This is a genomic window from Streptomyces sp. NPDC088147 (assembly GCF_044741565.1).
GTDB lineage: Bacteria > Actinomycetota > Actinomycetes > Streptomycetales > Streptomycetaceae > Streptomyces.
Genome location: NZ_JBIUSY010000003.1, coordinates 551,929 through 570,341, shown reverse-complemented (window position 1 = coordinate 570,341; position 18,413 = coordinate 551,929). Strand labels below are relative to the sequence as shown.

Sequence of the window (18,413 nt, the reverse complement as noted above, 5' to 3'; positions counted from 1 at the left end):
CATGCAGGAGGTCGGCTGCCGGACCTGCAGAGCCCGAGTCCTGGTCCAGAAGAACAGCCTTCCGCACACCAGCGTCCAGTGGACGACCGACGCCGCCGTCGCCTGCGAGAAGATAGCCCTGCGGGTGGCGGACGGCGAGTACGCGGCGCGCGTGACGCACTGCGGTGCGCTGCGCGCGTCGATCCAGCAGGCGGTGCGCGAAGGAATCGTAAGGGTGCCCGAGAATGACTGAAGCGCTGCGCCTCACCGTTGCCGAGGTGGTCCGTGAGACAGCCGACGCACACACCGCCTCGAACTGGATCTGCGACAACGTGACGGCCGACACGGCACTGGAGGTGCTGCCGCCGTCGGGGGTGTTGACCCCTCGCACCGTGGATGGCGATCTCCTTCTGTTGGCGGGCGGCAGCGGGGTCACTCCCGTGCTGTCCATCCTGAAGACGGCCTTGGTCGCGGCCGTCCCGCGCGAGCTGGTAGCCGCCCATCCCGAGCGGCTTGACTGTGATCCACTTGGTGGAGACGGTGCAGGGGCTTCCGTCGGCACGTCAACGCAAAGGATTGGTAAAACCACAGGTGGGAGGACCGGTCGATTCGGGTTCGACTCCCCTAGGCTCCACTCTCAAGGACCCCTTCTGACCTGCGGAAACGTAGGTCAGAAGGGGTCTTTTTCCTGTTCTGGCGGGCCACTGGTGGGCGGTGGCGGCCGAGTGCGGCCCGTTCTGCGATCAGGCCCGGGTCCGGGCGGCGGGAATCAGCGCCGCGGGACCAGGTTGGCGATCTTCCAGAGCGAGCCCGTGCCGGTCACCTGGGTCGTGTAGGCGTTGCCGTCCCGGTCCAGCTCGAAGGCGAAGAAGTTGAGGCCGCGCACACTGGCGACCTGTGTGCCCACGCCCGTGTCCGGGTCGAGACGCGTGACCTCGTTGCCGACGGCGAAGTAGACCTGGCCGTCCGCCCCCACGGAGATGGACGTGGGCTCGTAGAACTGGGTGGCGACGGTTCTCGTCGTCCCGGTGGTGAGGTCCGTCCGCAGGATCCGGCCCGTGAACATGTCGGCGGTGTAGGCGCCGCCGCGTCCGTCCATCGCGATGCCCTGGGACAGGCCGAGGCCGGACGCGACGACGCGCACGGTGCCGCTCTCCTTCACCTCGTACAGCTTGCCGCTGCCACCGGTGGCGTAGACGGTGGTGCCGCTGTGGGCGATGGCGTGCAGCGCGCCGAGCCCGGAGGCGAGCAGGCGCTGCCGTCCGGTGGCCAGATCGACCTCGCGCAGATTGCCGTCGAAGTCTCCGACGTACGCGCTGCCGGTGCCGTCGAGGGCGATGCCGCGCAGATTGCCCAGGCCCGTGGCGACGGTGGAGCGCGCGCCGGTCACCAGGTTCACCGTGCGCAGTTCGCCGTTCTGGTACGTGAGGTAGGCGTTGTCGCCTGTGTCGTACGCGGCGTCGACGGGCTCGCCGAGGCCGGTCACCAGGGTCGTGCAGGAGGACGAGGGGCAGGTGACCACGGGCACGGCAGCCGCTGAAGCGGATGTTCCCGTCAAGCCCGCGACGGTCAGCGCCGTCAGGAGTACGGCTGCGGTACGGGTGCGCCAGGAGGCGGCAGAAGTCACGGCGAGTTCTCCCATCGAGTACGGACGGATCCGGCCCGGCCCGTCCCGGATCCGGGTGGAGGCCGGGCCACTTGTGAGTACGGAGCACGGTCGGTATTCGTTCAACGCGCAACAAGCTTGGCCGGAACACGCCCCGGGCCGTGACGTCACGCCGCCGCGCCCACCCATCCGCCCGCACCGCCGCCGCGGTGGCGGCCCGGAGTCCGGCGTCTCGTGGGGCGGGCCCGTCTTCGGCCGGCCGCGGAGCCTTGCCTGTGGGTCAGTCGCGCGAATTGCCGAAGAGAAGGCGGTACACGATCAGCAGGACCAGGGAGCCGCCGATTGCCGCACCCCACGTCGCGAGGTCGAAGAACTCGTTCTGTATGGGACGGTCGAGGAACTTCGCGGAGAGCCAGCCGCCGGTGAAGGCGCCCGCGATACCGATGAGGGTGGTGACGATGAACCCGCCCGGATCGCGTCCGGGCAGGAGGAACTTGGCGATGGCTCCGGCCAGGAGCCCGAGGATCATCCAGCTGACGATGCCCATGACGTGACGCTGCTTTCGTTTCGGTGGGGCGGACGGCGGCGGCCCGGTGGCCGTGCCCCTGCGAAAGGGACACGCACGGAAGGGGCGCACCTGGGGCGATGGAGGCGCGGGCTGGTCAGGGCCGGGGCGCGTCGTCGCCCGGCCGCGCGGTGGGGTGCGGGCCGGTGACGTCGCCGGGGGCGGCCCGGATGGTGTGCGGGGCCGCGGCTCCGGAGGAGGGCGTCCCCTCCGCGGTCGGCGTGGTCGGGTCGGACTTCATGGCCTTGGCCTCGCTCTTGAGGATGCGCGCCGACTTGCCCATGGAGCGGGCGAGTTCGGGGAGTTTCTTGGCACCGAAGAGCAATATGACGACGATGAGGACGATGGCGATCTCGCTGACGCCGAACATGAGTGTTCCTCTTCTCCCTGGTGGTGGGGTGGCAGGGGGTGGCGACGGTGTCTGCCCGGCGGATCGGGACGATGTGCGTCACCGCGCCCGTCACGGCCACATGTGCGCGGTCAGCCTGTCGTCCGGGGCGGGATGTCGTGCACGACGGCCGGGGTGGTGCGGGAGGCGTCGGTACCGCGAGGCGCTGCCGGGCCGGTGAAGTCCGGGCTCGCGAAATCGGGGCTGGTGTAGCCCAGGGGGGTGCGGCGTTCCGGGAGCGGACCGGCGGCGGGCAGCCGGGGCGGCGACGGCTGTGCGTCGGCATCGGGGGCCGGGTCAGGGGCCGGGTCAGGGGCCGGCGCTGGGGCCTGTGCGAGCGGGTGCAGTTGCCGGCGCAGGAAGGGCAGCATGCCGCGTTCCAGCAGTGCTTGACGCCACGCGGCGCGGGCCTCGATGACGGCCGGGGTGTGATGGCGGGGGTGGCCGCCGGCCGCGGAGCGGTGCCGTACGGCGGTGACGACCAGCGCGGCGGCCGCGATGACCGCCGCGAGTGCCGCCAGGGCCGCGGTGAGCCAGCCGGTACCCACCAATGCGTCCGCGAGGGGCTGTTGGAAATCGGCCAGACGTAGGGCGTAGCCGATGAGCAGGAATATCGCGGCCGCCGTGACGGACAGGACCGGAGCGAGTACGGCCAGCGCCGCCAGCAGCCCGCGCCCGCCCGTCGAGGCGTCCACCATCGAGGCGTCCACCGTCGAGGCGTCCGCCTGGTGAGGACGATCGGGGAGGTGGGCCGTGGGATGCCGGGTCGCGTCGCACAGCCGGAGGTAGGCGGTGTACTCAGGGACAGCCGCGGCTGAGATGGTCCCGGCCGCCGCCAGCGCCTGGGAGCGCAGGTACTCGGCATCGGCCCGCGCGCCGGGGCGCCGCAGGGACTCGCGGATCTCCGGGGTGTCCAGGGCGAGGCGCAGCACCTGCTCGAAGTCCGCTCTGTCTTCCGCCTCACGGCGGTCGGACGCGTGCATGAGAAGTCCCCCGATCGTGTCTGCCCACGGGCCGCCGCCCGTGACTGCGGTCCTCGTCGCGCTCCCCGGACCGCGGCGGACGGACAGGTCCCGCGCGGATGCCGGTCTGATGCCGATGTCTCTCTTCGGCTGCGTGGCCGCGGATACCGGGCGCCCAGCCGAGGAGGGGTGGTCTGGCATCTGATAAATCTACAGCACTGTAGAAGTTGGTGGGGGGTTCCCGGGCAGGGTGTACGGAGGTGCGCGCAGGGGGTCCGCGGAGGGTTCTGTGGAGGGGTTTCGCGGCGGCAGGAGCCGGGTTCGGTCGCGGCGCGGCCCGTCCCGCCGTGCCGCCGGACCCCGTGAGCACGCCGGAAGACCGGCCGGTGGCCGGGCCGCGACTCAGTACGATGAACCACCCCCTGCGACGGCGTGCGGGGCACCTGGGCGGGGAGGGAGATGGACGTGGCAGACCAGAACGAGGGCCGTCTGGACCAGCAGCCGCGTCGGCGCGGCCAGGGCGAGTTGGAGGCGCAGGTGCTCGCCGCGCTGCGCCGGGCCCCGGGGGCGGTCACCGCGGCCTGGGTCCAGGAACGCCTGGGCGGCGACCTCGCCTACACCACGGTGATGACCATCCTGACCCGGCTGCACACCAAGGGCGCGGTCGCCCGCAAGCGGGCGGGCCGGTCGTTCGAGTGGACCGCGGTCGCCGACGAGGCCGGGCTGGCGGCGCTGCGGATGCGCAAGGTCCTGGACGCCGAGACGGACCGGGAGGCGGTCCTGGCCAGCTTCCTCACCGCCCTGACGCCGGGCGACGAACAACTGCTGCGCGGCCTGCTGGCCCTGGCACCCGCGGAGGGGGAAGACTGACGCCATGGGGGTCTTCGTCTTCCTGCCGCTGGTCCTGCCCTTGACGGCCTGGCCGATCGCCCGCCTGGCCGAACAGCACCTGCACCCGCGGGCCGCGACCTGGCTGCTGACGGGGGTCGCCGGGGTGCTCGCGGTGTGCAGCACCCTGTGCCTGGCCTTGCTGGTGGTGGTCGGCACCGCTCAATTACCGGGCAATCCGCTGCCGGACGCCTGGTCGGACCCGGAGGTACGCGAAGCCGTGCCCCACGACGAGATCGCGGGCAAGACCGCCATTCCCGCCCTGATCGCCGTACTCTCCGCGTGCACGCGGGCGGCGTGGCGCCATCACCGCGTACGCCGCCGAGCGGAGCGCGCCCTCGCGGGGCTGCCGGCCACACAGGTGGCGGTGCTGCCGGACGAGATGCCGTACGCCTACGCGCTGCCCGGCACGCCGGACCGCGTCGTGGTCACCACCGGCATGCTGGCCGGGCTGAACGCCGGTGAGCGGCGCGCCCTGTTCGCCCACGAGCGAGTCCATCTGGCCCGCCGTCACCACCGGTTCCTGCTCACCGTGCAGCTCGCGGCGCGGGCCAACCCGTTCCTGCGGCCGCTGCGTACCGCCGTCACCTACAGCGCCGAGCGGTGGGCGGACGAGGAAGCCGCCATCCACGTCGGCAGTCGGCGCACCGTGGCACTGGCGATCGGCAAGTCCGCGCTGATCTCCCGGGGCGCGCCGATCGCCACGCTCGCGGGGTTCGCGACCGCGGGCCCGGTGCCGCGCCGGGTCGCCGCCCTGCTCGGCCCAGCGCCTGCCGGACGCGTCTGGCCGCCGGTCTTCACCACGGTGGGCCTGGCCGCCTGGGGAGCCGCCGCGGGCACCACCGTCTCGGCGCTGTCCTCGGCGAACTCCGCCGTCACGCTGTTCCTCATCCTGCACGCGGCCACCCCGATGTAGCCGGGCCGCCGTACGGAAGGATCCAGGGCCTTCCGTACGGACTGTGTACGTGCCGGAGGCGGTCCGGGCCGAAAGGGAAACGGCCCGGACGACCACTTCTTCCGCAGGTGCGCAGAACACCTCGGAGCAGAGGTCACCTGGGAGCAGAGGTCACCTGGGAGGCGAGGACGGCTCAGCCCTCGTCGCCCTCTTCCTCGTCGTCGCCTTCGAAGAAGTCGCCCACCTCGTCGATGACTTCAGCGGCGACCATGCCGCCGACCACGCCGACGGCGAGTCCCGCGGCGCCGGCCGCGATCGCGGTCCCCATGCCGGGCCCGGAGCGGTGGCCGCCGTCGTGATGGTGCTCGCCGTGGCCGTGCTCGTCCTTGTGGGTGTGGCCGCTGTGGGCGGCGCCGTGTGCGTAGGGGCCGCCGTGATGCGAGCCGCTGTGCTCGTACGAGCCGCTGTGCCCGTACGAGCCGTGGCCGCCGGAGGAGGCGTGGTGCTCGACCAGCCGGCGGATCCAGGAGTCGACTTCGGCGTGCCAGTCGATCTGTTCGACGCCGTGGTGGTTGACGGTGAAGCGGGTCACCGCGTCGTGGCCCCCCGAGAAGAAGCCACCGCGTTTATCGGCCTCCAGGACCACCTCCAGCACGCCCGGGTTCGCCAGGAAGGTCACCTCGATCTCGTTGACCTGGTGCGCGTACCGCGGGGCCGGGGCGAGTTCGATCTCCTGGTAGAAGGGCAGCTGCTGGCCGGTGCCGCCGATGTGCCCATATTCCAGGTCCGCGGACTTGAAGCCGAAGCCGAGCTGCCCGAGCGCCTCCAGGATCGCTTCCTGGGCGGGCAGCGGGCGCACCGCCAGCGGGTCGAGGTCGCCCTTGTCCTTCGCGCCGGCCACCGCCAGCTCGGTGCGCACCCCGAGGACGATGCCGAGGCTCTGGCCGTACAGTTCGGTGACCGGGGTCTCCCACGGCAGCATCACGCTGAAGGGCACACTGTGCTGCTCGCCGGCGGCGAGGCGGAAATTCCCGCCGACGCTGAACCGGTCGAAGACGACCGTGCCCTCGGACTCCCCGCCGTCGTGCTCCGCTTCCACGCGGGCCACGAGCTCCAGGGTGATGTGCTCGATCGTGAAGTCGGTGTCGCCGCCCTTCAGATGGACCTGCCCGCTCAGGACGCCGCCGGGCGGTACCGCGCCCGGAGCGAGGACCGTGTCCACCGTGGGCCCGCCCACGCCGAGCGAGCCGAGCAGCCGTTTGAACACCATCGTGGCGTTCACTCCTTCATGTGTACGTGAGGCTCTTCCGTCGCCGCCGGTGGGCCCCGAAGGGGGCGGAGCCCACCAGTGGACGAGCCAGGGTTACTTGGCGGAGGTGTCCAGCGCGGCCAGGGCCTGAGCCCAGCGCGCGTACTTCAGGCCGGCCAGATCGGCGACCGACGTGACGCCGAACGCCTCCTGAAGGAGTTCGCCGTCTCGGTCGGAGACTCCCTTCAGCGCCGCCACCGGCGCGGCGAGGATCTCCGGCAGACTCTTGTCCGCCCACGCCTTGTCCAGCACCTTGTCCAGGTCGATCGAAGCCACGACGGCCCTCCCAGGGAAACGATGGATGATCCGGGCGGCGCACAGCTCCGGTGGCCGATGCCCTGTGCTCGCTGTGGCGCACGGCACCCCTTCCGGCCGACTGCCCGTCGCCCGCGGGGCAGCCGGGAACATCCGGGCAGCCCCTCGTGTTTTCTACACGCGTGTAGAAGCATAGAGGTCGGGTGCCCCGCGCAGGCGGCATCCCGGCGGCTCGCCGGGGAACGTCCGAAAAGCGCCCCGGCCGGTGGGGAAGATCGCCCCGCGGGGCGACCCGCGCGCTCCCGGAAGAGCGGCCGGACCCTGGCCGACAGTCCGGTCCGACACCAACACCCTCTAAGATCCACACCTGTTGGAGAGCAGGAACAGGTCTGCGAGGAAACGACTCACCCCATGTCCGAACGGACCGCCGCGCGGTTACGGCGCAGTCTCGCCGACCACAGCCGCCGCATCGTGGACTCCGGCGCGTTCACCGCCACCGTGTTCTGCCTCATCGCGGGCAACGCCGCGCTGTTGGGCATCGAGACCTATACCGGCGTCGTACACCAATGGCACGGGGTCCTGAAGGCCGCTGAGCATCTCTTCCTCGTCGCCTTCACGGCCGAGATACTGCTGCGCGCCGCCGCCCACGCCGACCGCCCCGGAGACTTCTTCCGCGACCCGTGGAACATTTTCGACCTGCTCGTCGTCACCGTGGCCTTCATGCCGTTCGCCCGCGAGAACGCCACCGTGCTCCGGCTCCTGCGCCTGGCCCGGGTGCTGCGCGCCGCGCGATTCCTTCCCCAACTGCGCGTCGTGATCGTCGCCGTCGGCAAGAGCCTGCCCGGCACGCTGAGTTTCCTGCTCGTCGGGGCACTCCTGCTGTATGTGTACGCCATGGTCGGCTGGGTCTTCTTCGCCGACGACGATCCCGAGCACTACGGGTCCTTCGGCCGCGCCGTCCTCACTCTCTTCCTCCTCATGACCCTCGACGGCCTCGGTGACGCGGTACGGGCCGGGCTCGAGATCTCCCGCTGGTCCATTGCCTACTTCGCCTCCTTCGTCCTGCTCGGATCGTTCGTCCTCGTCAACCTCCTCATCGGCGTTGTCATCAACTCGCTGCAAGAGGCACGCGAGCTCGAAGCCGGGCAGGACCACCCCGTACCCGCGCGACCGGCGGCCGCGGACGACGCGAACGCGGCACTACGGGCGCGGATCGCCGACGCCCGCCGGACGCTGGACGACCTCGAAGCGAGCCTGGAGCCGTCGGCACCGTCCCGGCGCTGACCCTGTCCTGCCCGGTGTGCGGGGCAGTGGCGCGCGGCCGGCGCGGAGAAGGCCGGCGCGTGGGAGGCGGGGCGGACTGTCGCGACGTAGTTTGGGGTCATGGGCACGACTGGGGCAGCCACGTCGTCGCGCCTCGTACGCCGGCCGTATGTGAAGCTGGCGGCGGCGCTCGTGTGCCTGGCCGGGCTGCTCGGCTTCGACCTGCTGACCAACCCGAATATCCGGATCGGCGGGCTGATGGTGGCGGTGCCCGCACTCTCGGCGACCTTCCTGGCCCCGGGGCAGGTCCTCTTCGTCGTACTGCTGACGCTGCTCAGTGTCGCCGTCGCGGCGGTGAACAACGACACCCTGGGCACCGAGGCCTTCCCCATCTCGTTCGCCACCGTGGCGCTGATCAGCGTCGCGTCCGTCGTGACGGCCTCACTGCGGCAACGGCGCGAACGCGAACTCGCCCAGTCGCGCTGGGTCGCCACGGTCATGCAGAACCTGGTGCTGCGACCGCTTCCGCGTCGGCTGGGCCGCTTGTCGATCTCCTCCGTGTACATCGCGGCGGAGGAGGAGGCCAATATCGGCGGCGATGTGTACGCCGCCGCCGTCACGCCACGCTCCGTCCGCGTCATGGTCGGTGACGTGCAGGGAAAAGGGCTCGGCGCGGTCGAAGTGGTCGTCTATCTGCTGACGGCCTTCCGGCAGGCGGCCAGGAACGGCACCACACTGGCGGAGCTGCCCGACTTCCTCGACCGCAGCCTGCGCGATGATCTCGTCGACGTGCGGGCCACCTCCGGCGACGCACCGGATGACGTCTCCCGCAGCCGGGCGCTGGAGGGGTTCGTCACCGCGGTGATCGTGGAGTTCAGCGAGGGGGAGGACGTGGTCCGGATCGCCAACAGGGGCCACCCGCCGCCGCTGCTCATCCGCCGGGACACGGTGCTCCCGCTCGATCCCATGGAATCCGCGCTGCCGCTGGGGCTCGGTGATCTCTGCGCCGCCGAGCAGCACGTGGACACCTATGAGCTGGCCGTCGGTGACCGGCTGCTGCTCTACACCGACGGTGTCATCGAGGCACGCGACGCGGCCGGGCGCTTCTACCCGCTAACCGAGCGGGTGGCCCGGTGGACCGACCGTGACGCGGCGGAGATGCTCGACGCCATACGGTCCGACCTGCTGCGATACGTCGGCGCGCGGCCCACCGACGACGTGGCGATGGTCGCCGTGCAGCGCGTGGTCTGACCACGGGGCCCGCGGGCGTCGTATGTGGTGAGGATAAGGAATTTCGCATACACCCGCCAAACAACCCGTGCGATGAGATGGCGCCGTGAGCCCTGCCATCCGGTCGCGGCCCCCGGCTGTCGACCCGATGCGAACCGGAGAGGGTGAGGGAGGGACAGCACGTGCGCGTACTCGTCGTGGAGGACGAGCCGCTGATGGGGCGGGCTCTGGTGGCGGGGCTGCGCCGTGAGGCGATGGCGGTGGATCTGGTGACCGATGGTGAACGGGCGTTGGAGAATCTGGCCTGCCATGACTATGACGTGGTGGTGCTGGACCGGGATCTGCCGGGGGTGCATGGCGATGAGGTGTGCCGGCGGGTGGTGGAGGAGTACCGGTCGGTGCGGGTGCTGATGCTGACGGCGGCTGCTTCGCTGGATGACCGGGTGGGCGGGCTGCGGCTGGGCGCGGACGATTATCTGCCGAAGCCGTTCGATTTTCCGGAGCTGGTGGCGCGGCTGCGGGCGCTTCAGCGGCGGGCGGGGACTCCGCCGCCGCCGGTTCTGGAGTATGCGGGGCTGCGGCTGGATCCGTTCCGTCGTGAGGCGTACCGGGAGGGCCGGTATCTGCGGCTGACCCGTAAGGAGTTCGCCGTGCTGCATCTCCTGACGGCGGCCGGGGGCGGGGTCATCAGCGCGGAGACGCTGCTGGAGAAGGCGTGGGACGAGCACGCGGACCCGTTCACCAACTCCGTACGCGTCACCGTCTCCACCCTGCGGCGCAAGCTGGGTGAACCGGCCCTGCTGCACACGATGACCGGTGTCGGCTACTACCTGGCACCGTCCCCGTGACCACCACCGGCCCTGTGACCGGCGGACCCGTGACCAGCGCCCCTGTGACCACCGGGCCTGCGACCAGCGGCCCCGTGACCAGCGGCCCCGTGAGCACCGTCCGGAGCCGGCTCACCATCCGCACCCGGCTGACCCTCACCTACGCCGGACTCTTCGCGGCGGCCGGTGTGGCCATGATCGGTCTGCTGTATCTGTTCATGAACTACGGGCCGACCTATGCCCCGAACCTCGTGAAGGTCCCTGTCCTGTCCGGTCCGGGTGCCGGTACGGAGGAGCGCTCCGTATCCGGTGACGGTACGGATGCCGGCCGAGCGGCGGGCGCCGCGCCCACTGCCGGCACGGGTGCTGGTAAGGAGGCGAGTGCCGCGGCCGGCGCCGGCGCGGTCGCGGGCGCCGCCCCCAGTGCTCCCGCGGACGGCGCCGGAGAGGCGGGCATCGCGCCCAGTACCGCCGCGGGGAAGCCTGCCGTACCCAGCGCCCCCGCGGATGCCGCCGCGGAACCGACGGAAGCCGCGGAAGCCGACGACGCATCCGGCACAGGCGCGTCGGAGGCCCGGCCGACCAAGTCGGGCATCATCACGTTCGAGGTCGCGTCGAAAGCCGACTTCCTCGACGCGTTGCTGATCTTCAGCGCCGTGGCCCTCCTCGTCCTGCTGGTGATCGCGGTGGTGCTGGGCTGGTTCGTGGCGGGGCGGATGCTGGCGCCGCTCCAGCGGATCACCGCGACCGCCCGGAGCATCGCCGGGTCCACACTGCACGAGCGGATCGCGCTGGCCGGACCGAAGGACGAGATCAGGGAACTCGCCGACACCTTCGACGCGATGCTCCAGCGCCTGGACAAGGCGTTCCAGGCGCAGAGCCGGTTCGCGGCGAACGCGTCGCACGAGCTGCGCACCCCGCTGGCCGGGATGCGGACCCTCCTCCAGGTCGCGCTCGCCGCGCCCGGCGAGTACCGGCTGGAGGACCTGGGCCCCGACCTGCTCACCCTCAACCGGCGCTCCACGGAGATCACCGAGGCGCTGCTGGTCCTGGCCCGCGCCGACCACGGCGCGCTCGCCGAGGAGGCCGTCGAACTGGACGTCCTGGCACGGGAGGTGTGCACCCAGGCCACCCCGGCGGCGGCCGACGCGGGGGTGGTCCTGACCGCGTCGGTGGGCCGGGGCCGGGTCCTCGGCGACCGGGTCCTGCTGCGGCAGCTGGTCACCAACCTCGTCGACAACGCCGTCCGCCACAACCACCCGGGCGGAACGGTGACCGTGAGCGTGGACGAGCGGCCCGAGCACGGGACCCGGCTCGTCGTACGCAACACCGGACGCACGCTCACCCGCACCGAGACGGACCGCATCCTGGAACCCTTCCACCGCCTCGACACCCGCCGCACGAGCCGCCCGGACCGCCCGGCGGGCTACGGCCTCGGCCTCGCCATCGTGGAATCGATCGTCCGCGCCCACAACGGAACCCTCCACGCGGAACCACTACGGGACGGCGGCCTCGGCATCACCGTCACCCTCCCCACCGCGGACCTGTGCGGGGGCCGTGCTTCCACGTCCTGATCTGCCGCGCGCACCAGGGATGTGGAGAGCATAAAGAAATCAGCAGACGGCCACGAAATGCCTGTCCTGGTGTGCTGGGACCTGATCTGCCGACCCCTTTCTCCCGCGTTCCGGGACGGCGGCTTCCTATCTGTTCCCTGTGCGTCTTTTCCGAGCCGCACCGGTCTCCGGAGGTTTTCATGCGTCCATTCGCCCGCACTCCCCGCCGCCGTCTCGCCACGAGCGCGATGGTGGTGCTTCTGGCCGTCGGGGCAGCGGCCTGTGGCGGAAATTCGGAGAAACCGCCTGCCGCCTCGTCGCAAGGAGCCGGTGGGACGGGCGACGGGGCGACCGGCGGCGCTTCGACGGGCGGCGCCTCGGGCGGCGATACGGGCGACAGCGGTGAGTCCGGCGCGGATTCCGGTATCACGTACGCGTCGTGCATGCGGGACAACGGCGTCCAGGTGAAGGACCCGAAGCCGGGTGAGGCGCCGCAGATTCCCGCCGGTACCCCGCAGAGCGTCCTCGACAAGCTGGAGAAGGCGTGCGGCAAGCTCCCCGGCGCCATGGCGGGGAGCGGCGACCCGGGTTTGAAGGACCTCACCGAGAACCCCGACTTCGAGGCGCTCCGCCTGAAGTACATGGCATGTATGCGTAAGAACGGTTACGTGCCCCCCAAGCCGAACGCGGACGGCAGCGTGCAGCTCAAGTCGACCCCCGAGCTCACGGCGGCGCAGAAGGCGTGCAAGCGCGAGCAGGACGTCCTCGACAAGATGATCAAGGACGTCTCGTCGCAGGGCGGTGAGCGGTGAGGGACGTTGCCGAGCCCGTAGGGCCCGGGGCCGAGACCCACGGGGAGGCTGCCGGGTCCTACGGGGCGGAGGTCCAGCCCTATGGGGAGGAGCCCGAGTACCCCGGGGCCGGAGAGAGAGGGCGGCGTCGCGGCCGTCGGCGCGGGCGTCGTTGGCTGTTCGCCGGAGCCGCCGTCGCTCTCGTGGGCATGGCGGTCGGCGGAGGTCTGTTCTACACGCGGGCGAACACGCCCGAACCGTCCACCGTGAGCGAGCCGATGCCGCCCGCCACGGAGAAGATCGTGCGGGCCGATCTGGTCTCGGAGGTGCGGTCCTTCGGCGTCCTCCAGTTCTTCGGTGACCGCCGGGTCACGAATCAGATGCGGGGGATCTTCACCTGGCTGCCGTCCGCGAACAGCATCATCGAGCGCGGGGAGCGCCTGTACGCGGTCGATGACATGCCGGTGTTCCTGATGCAGGGTGACCTTCCCGCCTGGCGCGAGTTCAAGGCCGGTATGAAGAACGGCAGGGATGTGCGCATGCTGGAGGAGAATCTGGCAGCGCTCGGTTATGTCGACTTCACGGTCGACGAGGAGTTCACGGAGAAGACCGAGGCCGCGGTGAAGCGCTGGCAGAAGAACAACGGCCTGCCGCGGAGCGGAAAGATAGAACTGGGCCGGGTGGTGTTCGCCCCCGACATCCTGCGGATCAAGAAGGCGTCCGTGCGCCCCGGTGACCCCGCGACGGCCGGCGCCGAGGTGCTCCAGGCCGGCGGTTCCCAGCAGCGGGTCACCACAGAGGTGCCGCAGGAGGCACAGGAACTCGTCGTCAAGGGCGCCAAGGTGGAGATCGAGCTGCCGGACGGCAAGCGGACACCGGGGACGGTCTCCTCCGTCGGGGCGCAGAAGCTGAACAAGGAGAGCAAGAAGGTCGTTCCCGTCACCGTCAAGCTCAGCTCTCCCGGGGAAGTCAAGAACGTTCAGAGCGCGGACGTCATGGTGGTGCTGAGCCGGGTGGAGGCCGAGGACGTGTACTCCGTGTCGGTCACGGCACTCCTGCCGCTGCCGGGCGGCGGGTTCGGGGTGCAGATCGTGGAGGGCGGCAAGGTCCGCCGGGTGCAGGTGAAGACGGGTGCGTTCACCAACGGCCGTGTGGAGGTGAGCGGCCCGGGGATCTCCGAGGGCGTACGGGTGGGGGTGCCCAAGCTGTGACCGCCGTCATGCACGACACCGCCGTCCTGCCCGCCGGTTCCGCCGAGCCTGTGGTGCGGCTGACGGATGTGGGCCGCTCGTACGGCAGCGGTGAGCACCGGGTCCACGCCCTGCGCGAGGTCACGGCCTCGGTCGCGCGGGGAGAACTGGTCGCCGTCGTCGGGCCCTCCGGGTCGGGCAAGTCGACCCTGCTCAATCTCGTCGGCACTCTGGACCGGCCCAGCTCGGGGCAGGTGGTCATCGACGGGCACGATGTGGCCCGGCTCGACGACCGGGGCCTGTCGTCGCTGCGCGCCCACCGGATCGGTTTCGTCTTCCAGCACTTCCACCTCGCCGAAGGCACCCGCGCCCTCGACAACGTCGCCGACGGACTGCTGTACACGGGACTGCCCCGGCGGCGGCGCCGGACACGCGCCGAGGCCGCGCTGCACCGGGTCGGGCTGGGCCACCGCCTGGACCACCGGCCCCACCAGCTGTCGGGCGGCGAACGGCAGCGGGTCGCCATCGCGCGCGCCGTCGTGGGCGATCCACCCCTGCTGCTGGCGGACGAACCGACCGGCGCACTCGACACCCGGTCCGGCGCCCTGGTGGTGGACCTGCTGCGCGAACTCCACACCTCCGGCACCACCGTCGTGATCATCACCCACGACACCGGGCTGGCCGCGAGCCTGCCGCGCCGGCTCCTGATGCGGGACGGACGACTCGTCGACGACATCCGCCAGGCACCGCCCGGCGCGGGCGCGGACGGGGCGACCGCATGAGAGGCCGTACGAACCTCGCGCCCTCACGCCTGCGCGGCGGCGATCTGTTCCGGCTGGGTGCCAACGGACTCCGGACGCGTCCGCTGCGCGCGGTGCTCTCCGCCGCCGGTATCGCCATCGGGATCGCCGCGATGATCGCCGTCATCGGGATCTCCACCTCCAGCCAGGCACACCTCGACGCCGAACTGGACAAACTCGGCACCAACCTCCTGACCATCGCCCCGGGCCAGGACCCCCTGACCGGCGAGCCCGTACTCCTTCCCGAGACCGCCGTGGACACGGTCGCCCGCGCCGACGGGGTCGACTCCGTCAGCGCGACCGGCGAGGTCAAGGACATCGGTGCCTACCGCAACGCGCGGGTGGATCCCGCCGAGACGAACGGGCTGACCGTCCTCGCCGTCGACGGGAACCTGGTGAAGACCCTGCGCGGCACCCTGGCCCGGGGCGGCTGGCTGGACCGGGCGCCCGACCGCTACCCCACGACCGTGCTCGGCCACCGGGCCGCCTACCGGCTCGGAGTGACGCACGCGGGCGAGCAAGTGTGGATCGGAGACCGCTACTTCACCGTCCTCGGCGTCCTCGACCCGGTACCGCTCGCGCGGGATCTGGACTCCGCGGTCCTGGTCAACGGCGCGGCGGCCGAGCGGTATCTCGGCTTCGACGGCCGCCCCACCATGGTGTACGAGCGCTCTCCCGACTCCCTCGTCGAAAGCGTCCGCGGTCTGCTGCCCCGTGCCGTCGACCCGGAGAATCCCCAGAACGTCGCCGTCAGCCGCCCTTCCGACGCGCTGAAGGCGCGTCAGGCGGCCGAGGCGTCCTTCACCGGGCTGCTCGTCGGACTCGGCGGGGTGGCCCTGCTCGTCGGCGGTATCGGAGTGGCCAACACCATGGTCATCACCGTCATCGAACGACGCAGGGAGATCGGCCTGCGACGCGCCCTCGGCGCGGCCCGCCGGCACATCACCCGGCAGTTCCTCGTCGAGGCCCTGCTGCTGTCCACACTGGGCGGTCTGGGCGGAGCGGCGCTCGGCGCCGCCGTCACCGCCGGATACGCCCTCAGCCAGGGCTGGCCCACGGCGATCCCCCTCGTGGCACCCGTGGGCGGGATCGCCTCGACGATGGTGATCGGCGCGATCGCCGGGCTCTACCCGGCGCTGCGAGCCGCGCGCACACCCCCGACCGTGGCACTGGCCGCGGCCTGACCCGGCCACCGATCCCGCCCTGTCCGTGGAGAGGCCGGTGACCGTCGAAGGACCGGTCACCGGCCTCTCCAACGGGCCGGCGAACCCGGCGGCCGGCCTCCGCCCGCTCCCCGTCGTCCGAACGGGTTGCTTCGGTGTCCGGTCCGTGTCTCCGGGGCCGTGAGTCCGACGGGCGCGTGAAGGATGCGGGGATGCCGTACTCACCTGATGCTGCCGGGATCCTGCTTCAGGTTCTGGCCTCGGCTGACGATCCGCCGCAACTGCTGCCCGCCCGCGAGCAGATGGCGTTCACTCTGGGCTTCCACATCATTCTCGTGCCGTTCGGCGTGGCTCTCACGGCTCTGATGCTCATCGCCAACTACCGCGGTCTGCGCCGCGGTGACGACCAGGCCCTGCTTCTCGCGCAGCGCTGGTCGAAGGTGGCGGCCGTGCTGTTCGCCGTGGGAGCCGTCACCGGTACCGTGCTCAGCTTCGAACTCGGGATCCTCTGGCCGGGGCTGATGGGACGCTACGGCGCCGCCTTCGGTTTCCCCTTCGCGATCGAAGGCATCTTCTTCTTCCTCGAAGCGATCTTCGTCTCGATCTATATCTACGGCTGGAAGCGGCTCCCTCCCTGGACGCACTTCTGGACGGGCGTGCCCGTCGTCCTGGCGAGCATCGGTGGCACCTGCGCGGTCGTGGCGGCGAACAGCTGGATGAACCAGCCGGGCGGCATCACGATGCGGGACGGGCGCGTGGCGGAGGTCCGTCCGGCGGGCGTGTTCTTCAACGGCGCCTTCTGGTTCGAGAGCATCCACATGCTGCTGGCGGCGTATATCGTCGCCGGCTTCACGGTGGCGGGGGTCTACGCCGTCGGACTGCTGAAGGGGCGTCGCGACGCCTACCACCGGCTCGGGTTCCTCATCGGGTTCACCGTGGCCGCCGTCGCCATACCCGTACAGATCTTCGTCGGCGACATCGTCGCCCGTCAGGTGTTCCACAGCGAGCCGGCGAAGTTCGCCGCCATCGAACTGCTGCCCACCACCGGGAACCATGTCCCGGAGACGCTCGCCGGGGTACTGATCGACGGCGAGGTCCGCTACGGGCTCCCCGTACCCGACATGGCCTCCCTGCTCGCCGGGTTCAGCCCCTCCACCGAGATCCGCGGACTCGACGCCATCCCTCCCGCGGTACGGCCCGAGGACACGGCGGTGAGCATCGTCCATCTGGCCTTCGACGTCATGGTCGGTACGGCGTTCGCGCTGCTCGCTCTCGCCCTCTGGTTCGCGTGGCTGTGGTGGCGCCGGCGGGAGGTGCCGGCCAACCGCCTCTTCCTGTGGTGCGTCGCCGTGAGCGGAGTCGTCGCGGTGCTGTGCCTGGAGAGCGGCTGGGTGGTCACCGAGGTCGGACGGCAGCCGTGGACGGTCAGGGGCCTGCTGCTGACCAAGGACGCCGTGGCGACCCAGGGCAATCTCTGGCCGTTCTTCGCGGCCGCCCTGGCCATCTACCTCGCGGTGGGAACCGGCGCCGTACTCGTCCTGCGGTCCCTGACACGACGGTGGAGAGACGAGGGCGACGACGCCGTCGACGTCCCCTACGGGCCCGAGCGGCCTCTCACCGGAACGCACCCGAAAGAGGGCCGGTCGGCATGAGCGATGCCATCGCGGTCATCCTGTTCGTCGGCGTCATCGCCTACGCGCTCTTCGGCGGGGCCGACTTCGGCGCCGGCTTCTGGGACCTGACCGGCGGCGGAGCGGCGCGTGGCAGCCGGTCCCGCCATCTGATCGACCTGACGGTCGGGCCCGTCTGGGAGGCCAACCACACCTGGCTGATCTACTGCCTCGTCGTGCTGTGGAGCGGTTTCCCCGCGGCCTTCGCCGCCATCACCACGACGCTGTACATCCCCCTGGGGCTGGCCGCGCTCGGCATCGTGCTGCGCGGGGCGGGCTTCGCGTTCCGCAAGGAGTCGATGCGTACCCCGGAGCAGCGGGTCTACGGGGTGTTCTTCGCGCTGTCCTCGGTGGTCACCCCGTACTGCTTCGGAAGCCTGGCCGGGGCGATCGCGTCCGGACGGGTACCGGCCGGCGGGAAGGGCGATCCGCTCGGCAGCTGGCTCAACCCGACGTCCGTGCTCGGTGGAGTACTGGCGGTCCTGGTCTGCTCCTACCTGGCCGCGGTGTTTCTGACGGCCGCCGCGCGGCAGACGGGGAGCCCCGCACTCGAAGCGTGGTTCAGCCGGCGCGCGCTGCTCGCCGGAGCCGCCACCGGCCTGGTCGGTCTGGCCGGGATCTTCGTGCTCCAGGCGGACTCGCCGCGTCTGTTCCACGAGTTGAGCCATCGCGGACTGCCGCTGCTCATCATCTCCGCCCTGAGCGGCCTGGCCACTCTCTTCCTGCTCAAGACCGGAAGAACCGGTGTGCTGCGCATGTCGGCGGCCCTGGCGGTGGCCGCCGTCGTCTGCGGATGGGGGGTCGCGCAGTACCCGTATCTGCTGGGTACGCACCTGAGCATCTCCGCAGCGGCCTCGCCCACGCCCACGCTGTGGGTGCTCGTGGGTGTCGCCGGCGCCGCCGTGCTCCTCATCGTTCCGTCCCTGGCGTTCCTGTACGTCCTGCACAACCGCGGCAGACTCGGGGCGAGGGAGTAACCCCCTCCGAACCACGTCCGACCCCCTCGAAATCCCCTCCGACCCCCGCCGAACCGCCTGAACACGGTTCGAAGGGGGTCGGTCCGGGTTCGCGGCGGCTCG

The 18,413-nt window shown here is 71.1% G+C and carries 19 protein-coding genes; 13 read left to right on the top strand and 6 right to left on the bottom strand.

Annotated elements, in window-relative coordinates; genetic code table 11:
- Nucleotide 1: 1 nt before the first annotated feature.
- A complete protein-coding gene (locus ACIOGX_RS13375; RefSeq protein ID WP_356508860.1) occupies nt 2-232 on the top strand; it encodes a hypothetical protein in 231 nt (76 codons plus the stop codon).
- 516 nt (nt 233-748) lie between these two features.
- Here ACIOGX_RS13375 and ACIOGX_RS13370 read toward each other — a convergent pair.
- The 4 genes from ACIOGX_RS13370 to ACIOGX_RS13355 form a co-directional block, all read right to left on the bottom strand.
- A complete protein-coding gene (locus ACIOGX_RS13370; RefSeq protein WP_401912776.1) occupies nt 749-1,606 on the bottom strand; it encodes a hypothetical protein in 858 nt (285 codons plus the stop codon).
- A 259-nt stretch (nt 1,607-1,865) separates the two neighbouring features.
- Nucleotides 1,866-2,132, bottom strand: a complete 267-nt coding sequence (locus ACIOGX_RS13365) for a GlsB/YeaQ/YmgE family stress response membrane protein (protein WP_356508856.1) — start codon at nt 2,130-2,132, stop codon at nt 1,866-1,868.
- A gap of 115 nt (nt 2,133-2,247) precedes the next feature.
- Nucleotides 2,248-2,520, bottom strand: coding sequence for a Sec-independent protein translocase subunit TatA (gene tatA, locus ACIOGX_RS13360; RefSeq protein ID WP_356508854.1), 273 nt, complete (start codon nt 2,518-2,520; stop codon nt 2,248-2,250).
- Between the two features lie 110 nt (nt 2,521-2,630).
- A complete protein-coding gene (locus ACIOGX_RS13355; RefSeq protein WP_401912773.1) occupies nt 2,631-3,521 on the bottom strand; it encodes a hypothetical protein in 891 nt (296 codons plus the stop codon).
- Nucleotides 3,522-3,959: 438 nt separating this feature from the next.
- Here ACIOGX_RS13355 and ACIOGX_RS13350 point away from each other — a divergent pair, with 438 nt between their 5' ends.
- A complete protein-coding gene (locus ACIOGX_RS13350) occupies nt 3,960-4,370 on the top strand; it encodes a BlaI/MecI/CopY family transcriptional regulator (protein WP_383969035.1) in 411 nt (136 codons plus the stop codon).
- A 4-nt stretch (nt 4,371-4,374) separates the two neighbouring features.
- Entirely contained in the window at nt 4,375-5,304 is a 930-nt protein-coding gene (locus ACIOGX_RS13345; protein ID WP_356508848.1) for a M56 family metallopeptidase, read from the top strand.
- A gap of 172 nt (nt 5,305-5,476) precedes the next feature.
- On the opposite strand, the gene ACIOGX_RS13340 is transcribed toward ACIOGX_RS13345, so the two are convergent.
- Entirely contained in the window at nt 5,477-6,553 is a 1,077-nt protein-coding gene (locus ACIOGX_RS13340; RefSeq protein WP_401766098.1) for a sporulation protein, read from the bottom strand.
- Nucleotides 6,554-6,646: 93 nt separating this feature from the next.
- A complete protein-coding gene (locus ACIOGX_RS13335) occupies nt 6,647-6,868 on the bottom strand; it encodes a hypothetical protein (RefSeq protein ID WP_401912770.1) in 222 nt (73 codons plus the stop codon).
- Nucleotides 6,869-7,258: 390 nt separating this feature from the next.
- Between ACIOGX_RS13335 and ACIOGX_RS13330 the strand changes: the two genes are divergently transcribed.
- The 10 genes from ACIOGX_RS13330 (at nt 7,259) to ACIOGX_RS13285 (ending at nt 18,311) form a co-directional block, all read left to right on the top strand.
- On the top strand, nt 7,259-8,131 hold the full coding sequence (locus tag ACIOGX_RS13330; protein ID WP_401912768.1) for an ion transporter: 873 nt from the start codon (nt 7,259-7,261) through the stop codon (nt 8,129-8,131).
- Nucleotides 8,132-8,230: 99 nt separating this feature from the next.
- Entirely contained in the window at nt 8,231-9,361 is a 1,131-nt protein-coding gene (locus tag ACIOGX_RS13325; RefSeq protein WP_401912765.1) for a PP2C family protein-serine/threonine phosphatase, read from the top strand.
- A 161-nt stretch (nt 9,362-9,522) separates the two neighbouring features.
- Nucleotides 9,523-10,188 carry a response regulator transcription factor gene (locus tag ACIOGX_RS13320; protein ID WP_401912762.1) on the top strand — a complete coding sequence of 222 codons (666 nt, stop codon included), beginning with the start codon at nt 9,523-9,525 and terminating at the stop codon, nt 10,186-10,188.
- Nucleotides 10,189-10,277: 89 nt separating this feature from the next.
- Nucleotides 10,278-11,741, top strand: a complete 1,464-nt coding sequence (locus ACIOGX_RS13315; RefSeq protein WP_401912759.1) for a sensor histidine kinase — start codon at nt 10,278-10,280, stop codon at nt 11,739-11,741.
- Between the two features lie 179 nt (nt 11,742-11,920).
- Nucleotides 11,921-12,532: a hypothetical protein gene (locus ACIOGX_RS13310; RefSeq protein WP_401912756.1), complete on the top strand. Its 612-nt coding sequence runs from the start codon at nt 11,921-11,923 to the stop codon at nt 12,530-12,532.
- A 188-nt stretch (nt 12,533-12,720) separates the two neighbouring features.
- Complete coding sequence (locus ACIOGX_RS13305; RefSeq protein ID WP_401912754.1) at nt 12,721-13,722, top strand: peptidoglycan-binding protein; 1,002 nt, start codon at nt 12,721-12,723, stop codon at nt 13,720-13,722.
- 8 nt (nt 13,723-13,730) lie between these two features.
- Complete coding sequence (locus ACIOGX_RS13300) at nt 13,731-14,483, top strand: ABC transporter ATP-binding protein (protein ID WP_384772846.1); 753 nt, start codon at nt 13,731-13,733, stop codon at nt 14,481-14,483.
- Entirely contained in the window at nt 14,480-15,685 is a 1,206-nt protein-coding gene (locus ACIOGX_RS13295; protein WP_356518152.1) for an ABC transporter permease, read from the top strand. The genes ACIOGX_RS13300 and ACIOGX_RS13295 overlap by 4 nt, the downstream gene beginning before the upstream one ends.
- A gap of 191 nt (nt 15,686-15,876) precedes the next feature.
- Nucleotides 15,877-17,316 carry a cytochrome ubiquinol oxidase subunit I gene (locus ACIOGX_RS13290; protein WP_401912751.1) on the top strand — a complete coding sequence of 480 codons (1,440 nt, stop codon included), beginning with the start codon at nt 15,877-15,879 and terminating at the stop codon, nt 17,314-17,316.
- Complete coding sequence (locus ACIOGX_RS13285; protein ID WP_356518148.1) at nt 17,313-18,311, top strand: cytochrome d ubiquinol oxidase subunit II; 999 nt, start codon at nt 17,313-17,315, stop codon at nt 18,309-18,311. Before ACIOGX_RS13290 ends, ACIOGX_RS13285 begins: the two co-directional genes overlap by 4 nt.
- The last annotated feature ends 102 nt before the right edge of the window (nt 18,312-18,413 follow it).

Coding starts and splice junctions, on each gene's coding strand:
- ACIOGX_RS13375 (WP_356508860.1), top strand. CDS start 2: ATGCAGGAGGTCGGCTGCCGGACCTGCAGAGCCCGAGTCCTGGTCCAG.
- ACIOGX_RS13365 (WP_356508856.1), bottom strand. CDS start 2,132: ATGGGCATCGTCAGCTGGATGATCCTCGGGCTCCTGGCCGGAGCCATC.
- tatA (WP_356508854.1), bottom strand. CDS start 2,520: ATGTTCGGCGTCAGCGAGATCGCCATCGTCCTCATCGTCGTCATATTG.
- ACIOGX_RS13355 (WP_401912773.1), bottom strand. CDS start 3,521: ATGCACGCGTCCGACCGCCGTGAGGCGGAAGACAGAGCGGACTTCGAG.
- ACIOGX_RS13350 (WP_383969035.1), top strand. CDS start 3,960: ATGGACGTGGCAGACCAGAACGAGGGCCGTCTGGACCAGCAGCCGCGT.
- ACIOGX_RS13345 (WP_356508848.1), top strand. CDS start 4,375: ATGGGGGTCTTCGTCTTCCTGCCGCTGGTCCTGCCCTTGACGGCCTGG.
- ACIOGX_RS13340 (WP_401766098.1), bottom strand. CDS start 6,553: ATGGTGTTCAAACGGCTGCTCGGCTCGCTCGGCGTGGGCGGGCCCACG.
- ACIOGX_RS13330 (WP_401912768.1), top strand. CDS start 7,259: ATGTCCGAACGGACCGCCGCGCGGTTACGGCGCAGTCTCGCCGACCAC.
- ACIOGX_RS13325 (WP_401912765.1), top strand. CDS start 8,231: ATGGGCACGACTGGGGCAGCCACGTCGTCGCGCCTCGTACGCCGGCCG.
- ACIOGX_RS13310 (WP_401912756.1), top strand. CDS start 11,921: ATGCGTCCATTCGCCCGCACTCCCCGCCGCCGTCTCGCCACGAGCGCG.
- ACIOGX_RS13305 (WP_401912754.1), top strand. CDS start 12,721: ATGGCGGTCGGCGGAGGTCTGTTCTACACGCGGGCGAACACGCCCGAA.
- ACIOGX_RS13300 (WP_384772846.1), top strand. CDS start 13,731: ATGCACGACACCGCCGTCCTGCCCGCCGGTTCCGCCGAGCCTGTGGTG.
- ACIOGX_RS13295 (WP_356518152.1), top strand. CDS start 14,480: ATGAGAGGCCGTACGAACCTCGCGCCCTCACGCCTGCGCGGCGGCGAT.
- ACIOGX_RS13290 (WP_401912751.1), top strand. CDS start 15,877: ATGCCGTACTCACCTGATGCTGCCGGGATCCTGCTTCAGGTTCTGGCC.
- ACIOGX_RS13285 (WP_356518148.1), top strand. CDS start 17,313: ATGAGCGATGCCATCGCGGTCATCCTGTTCGTCGGCGTCATCGCCTAC.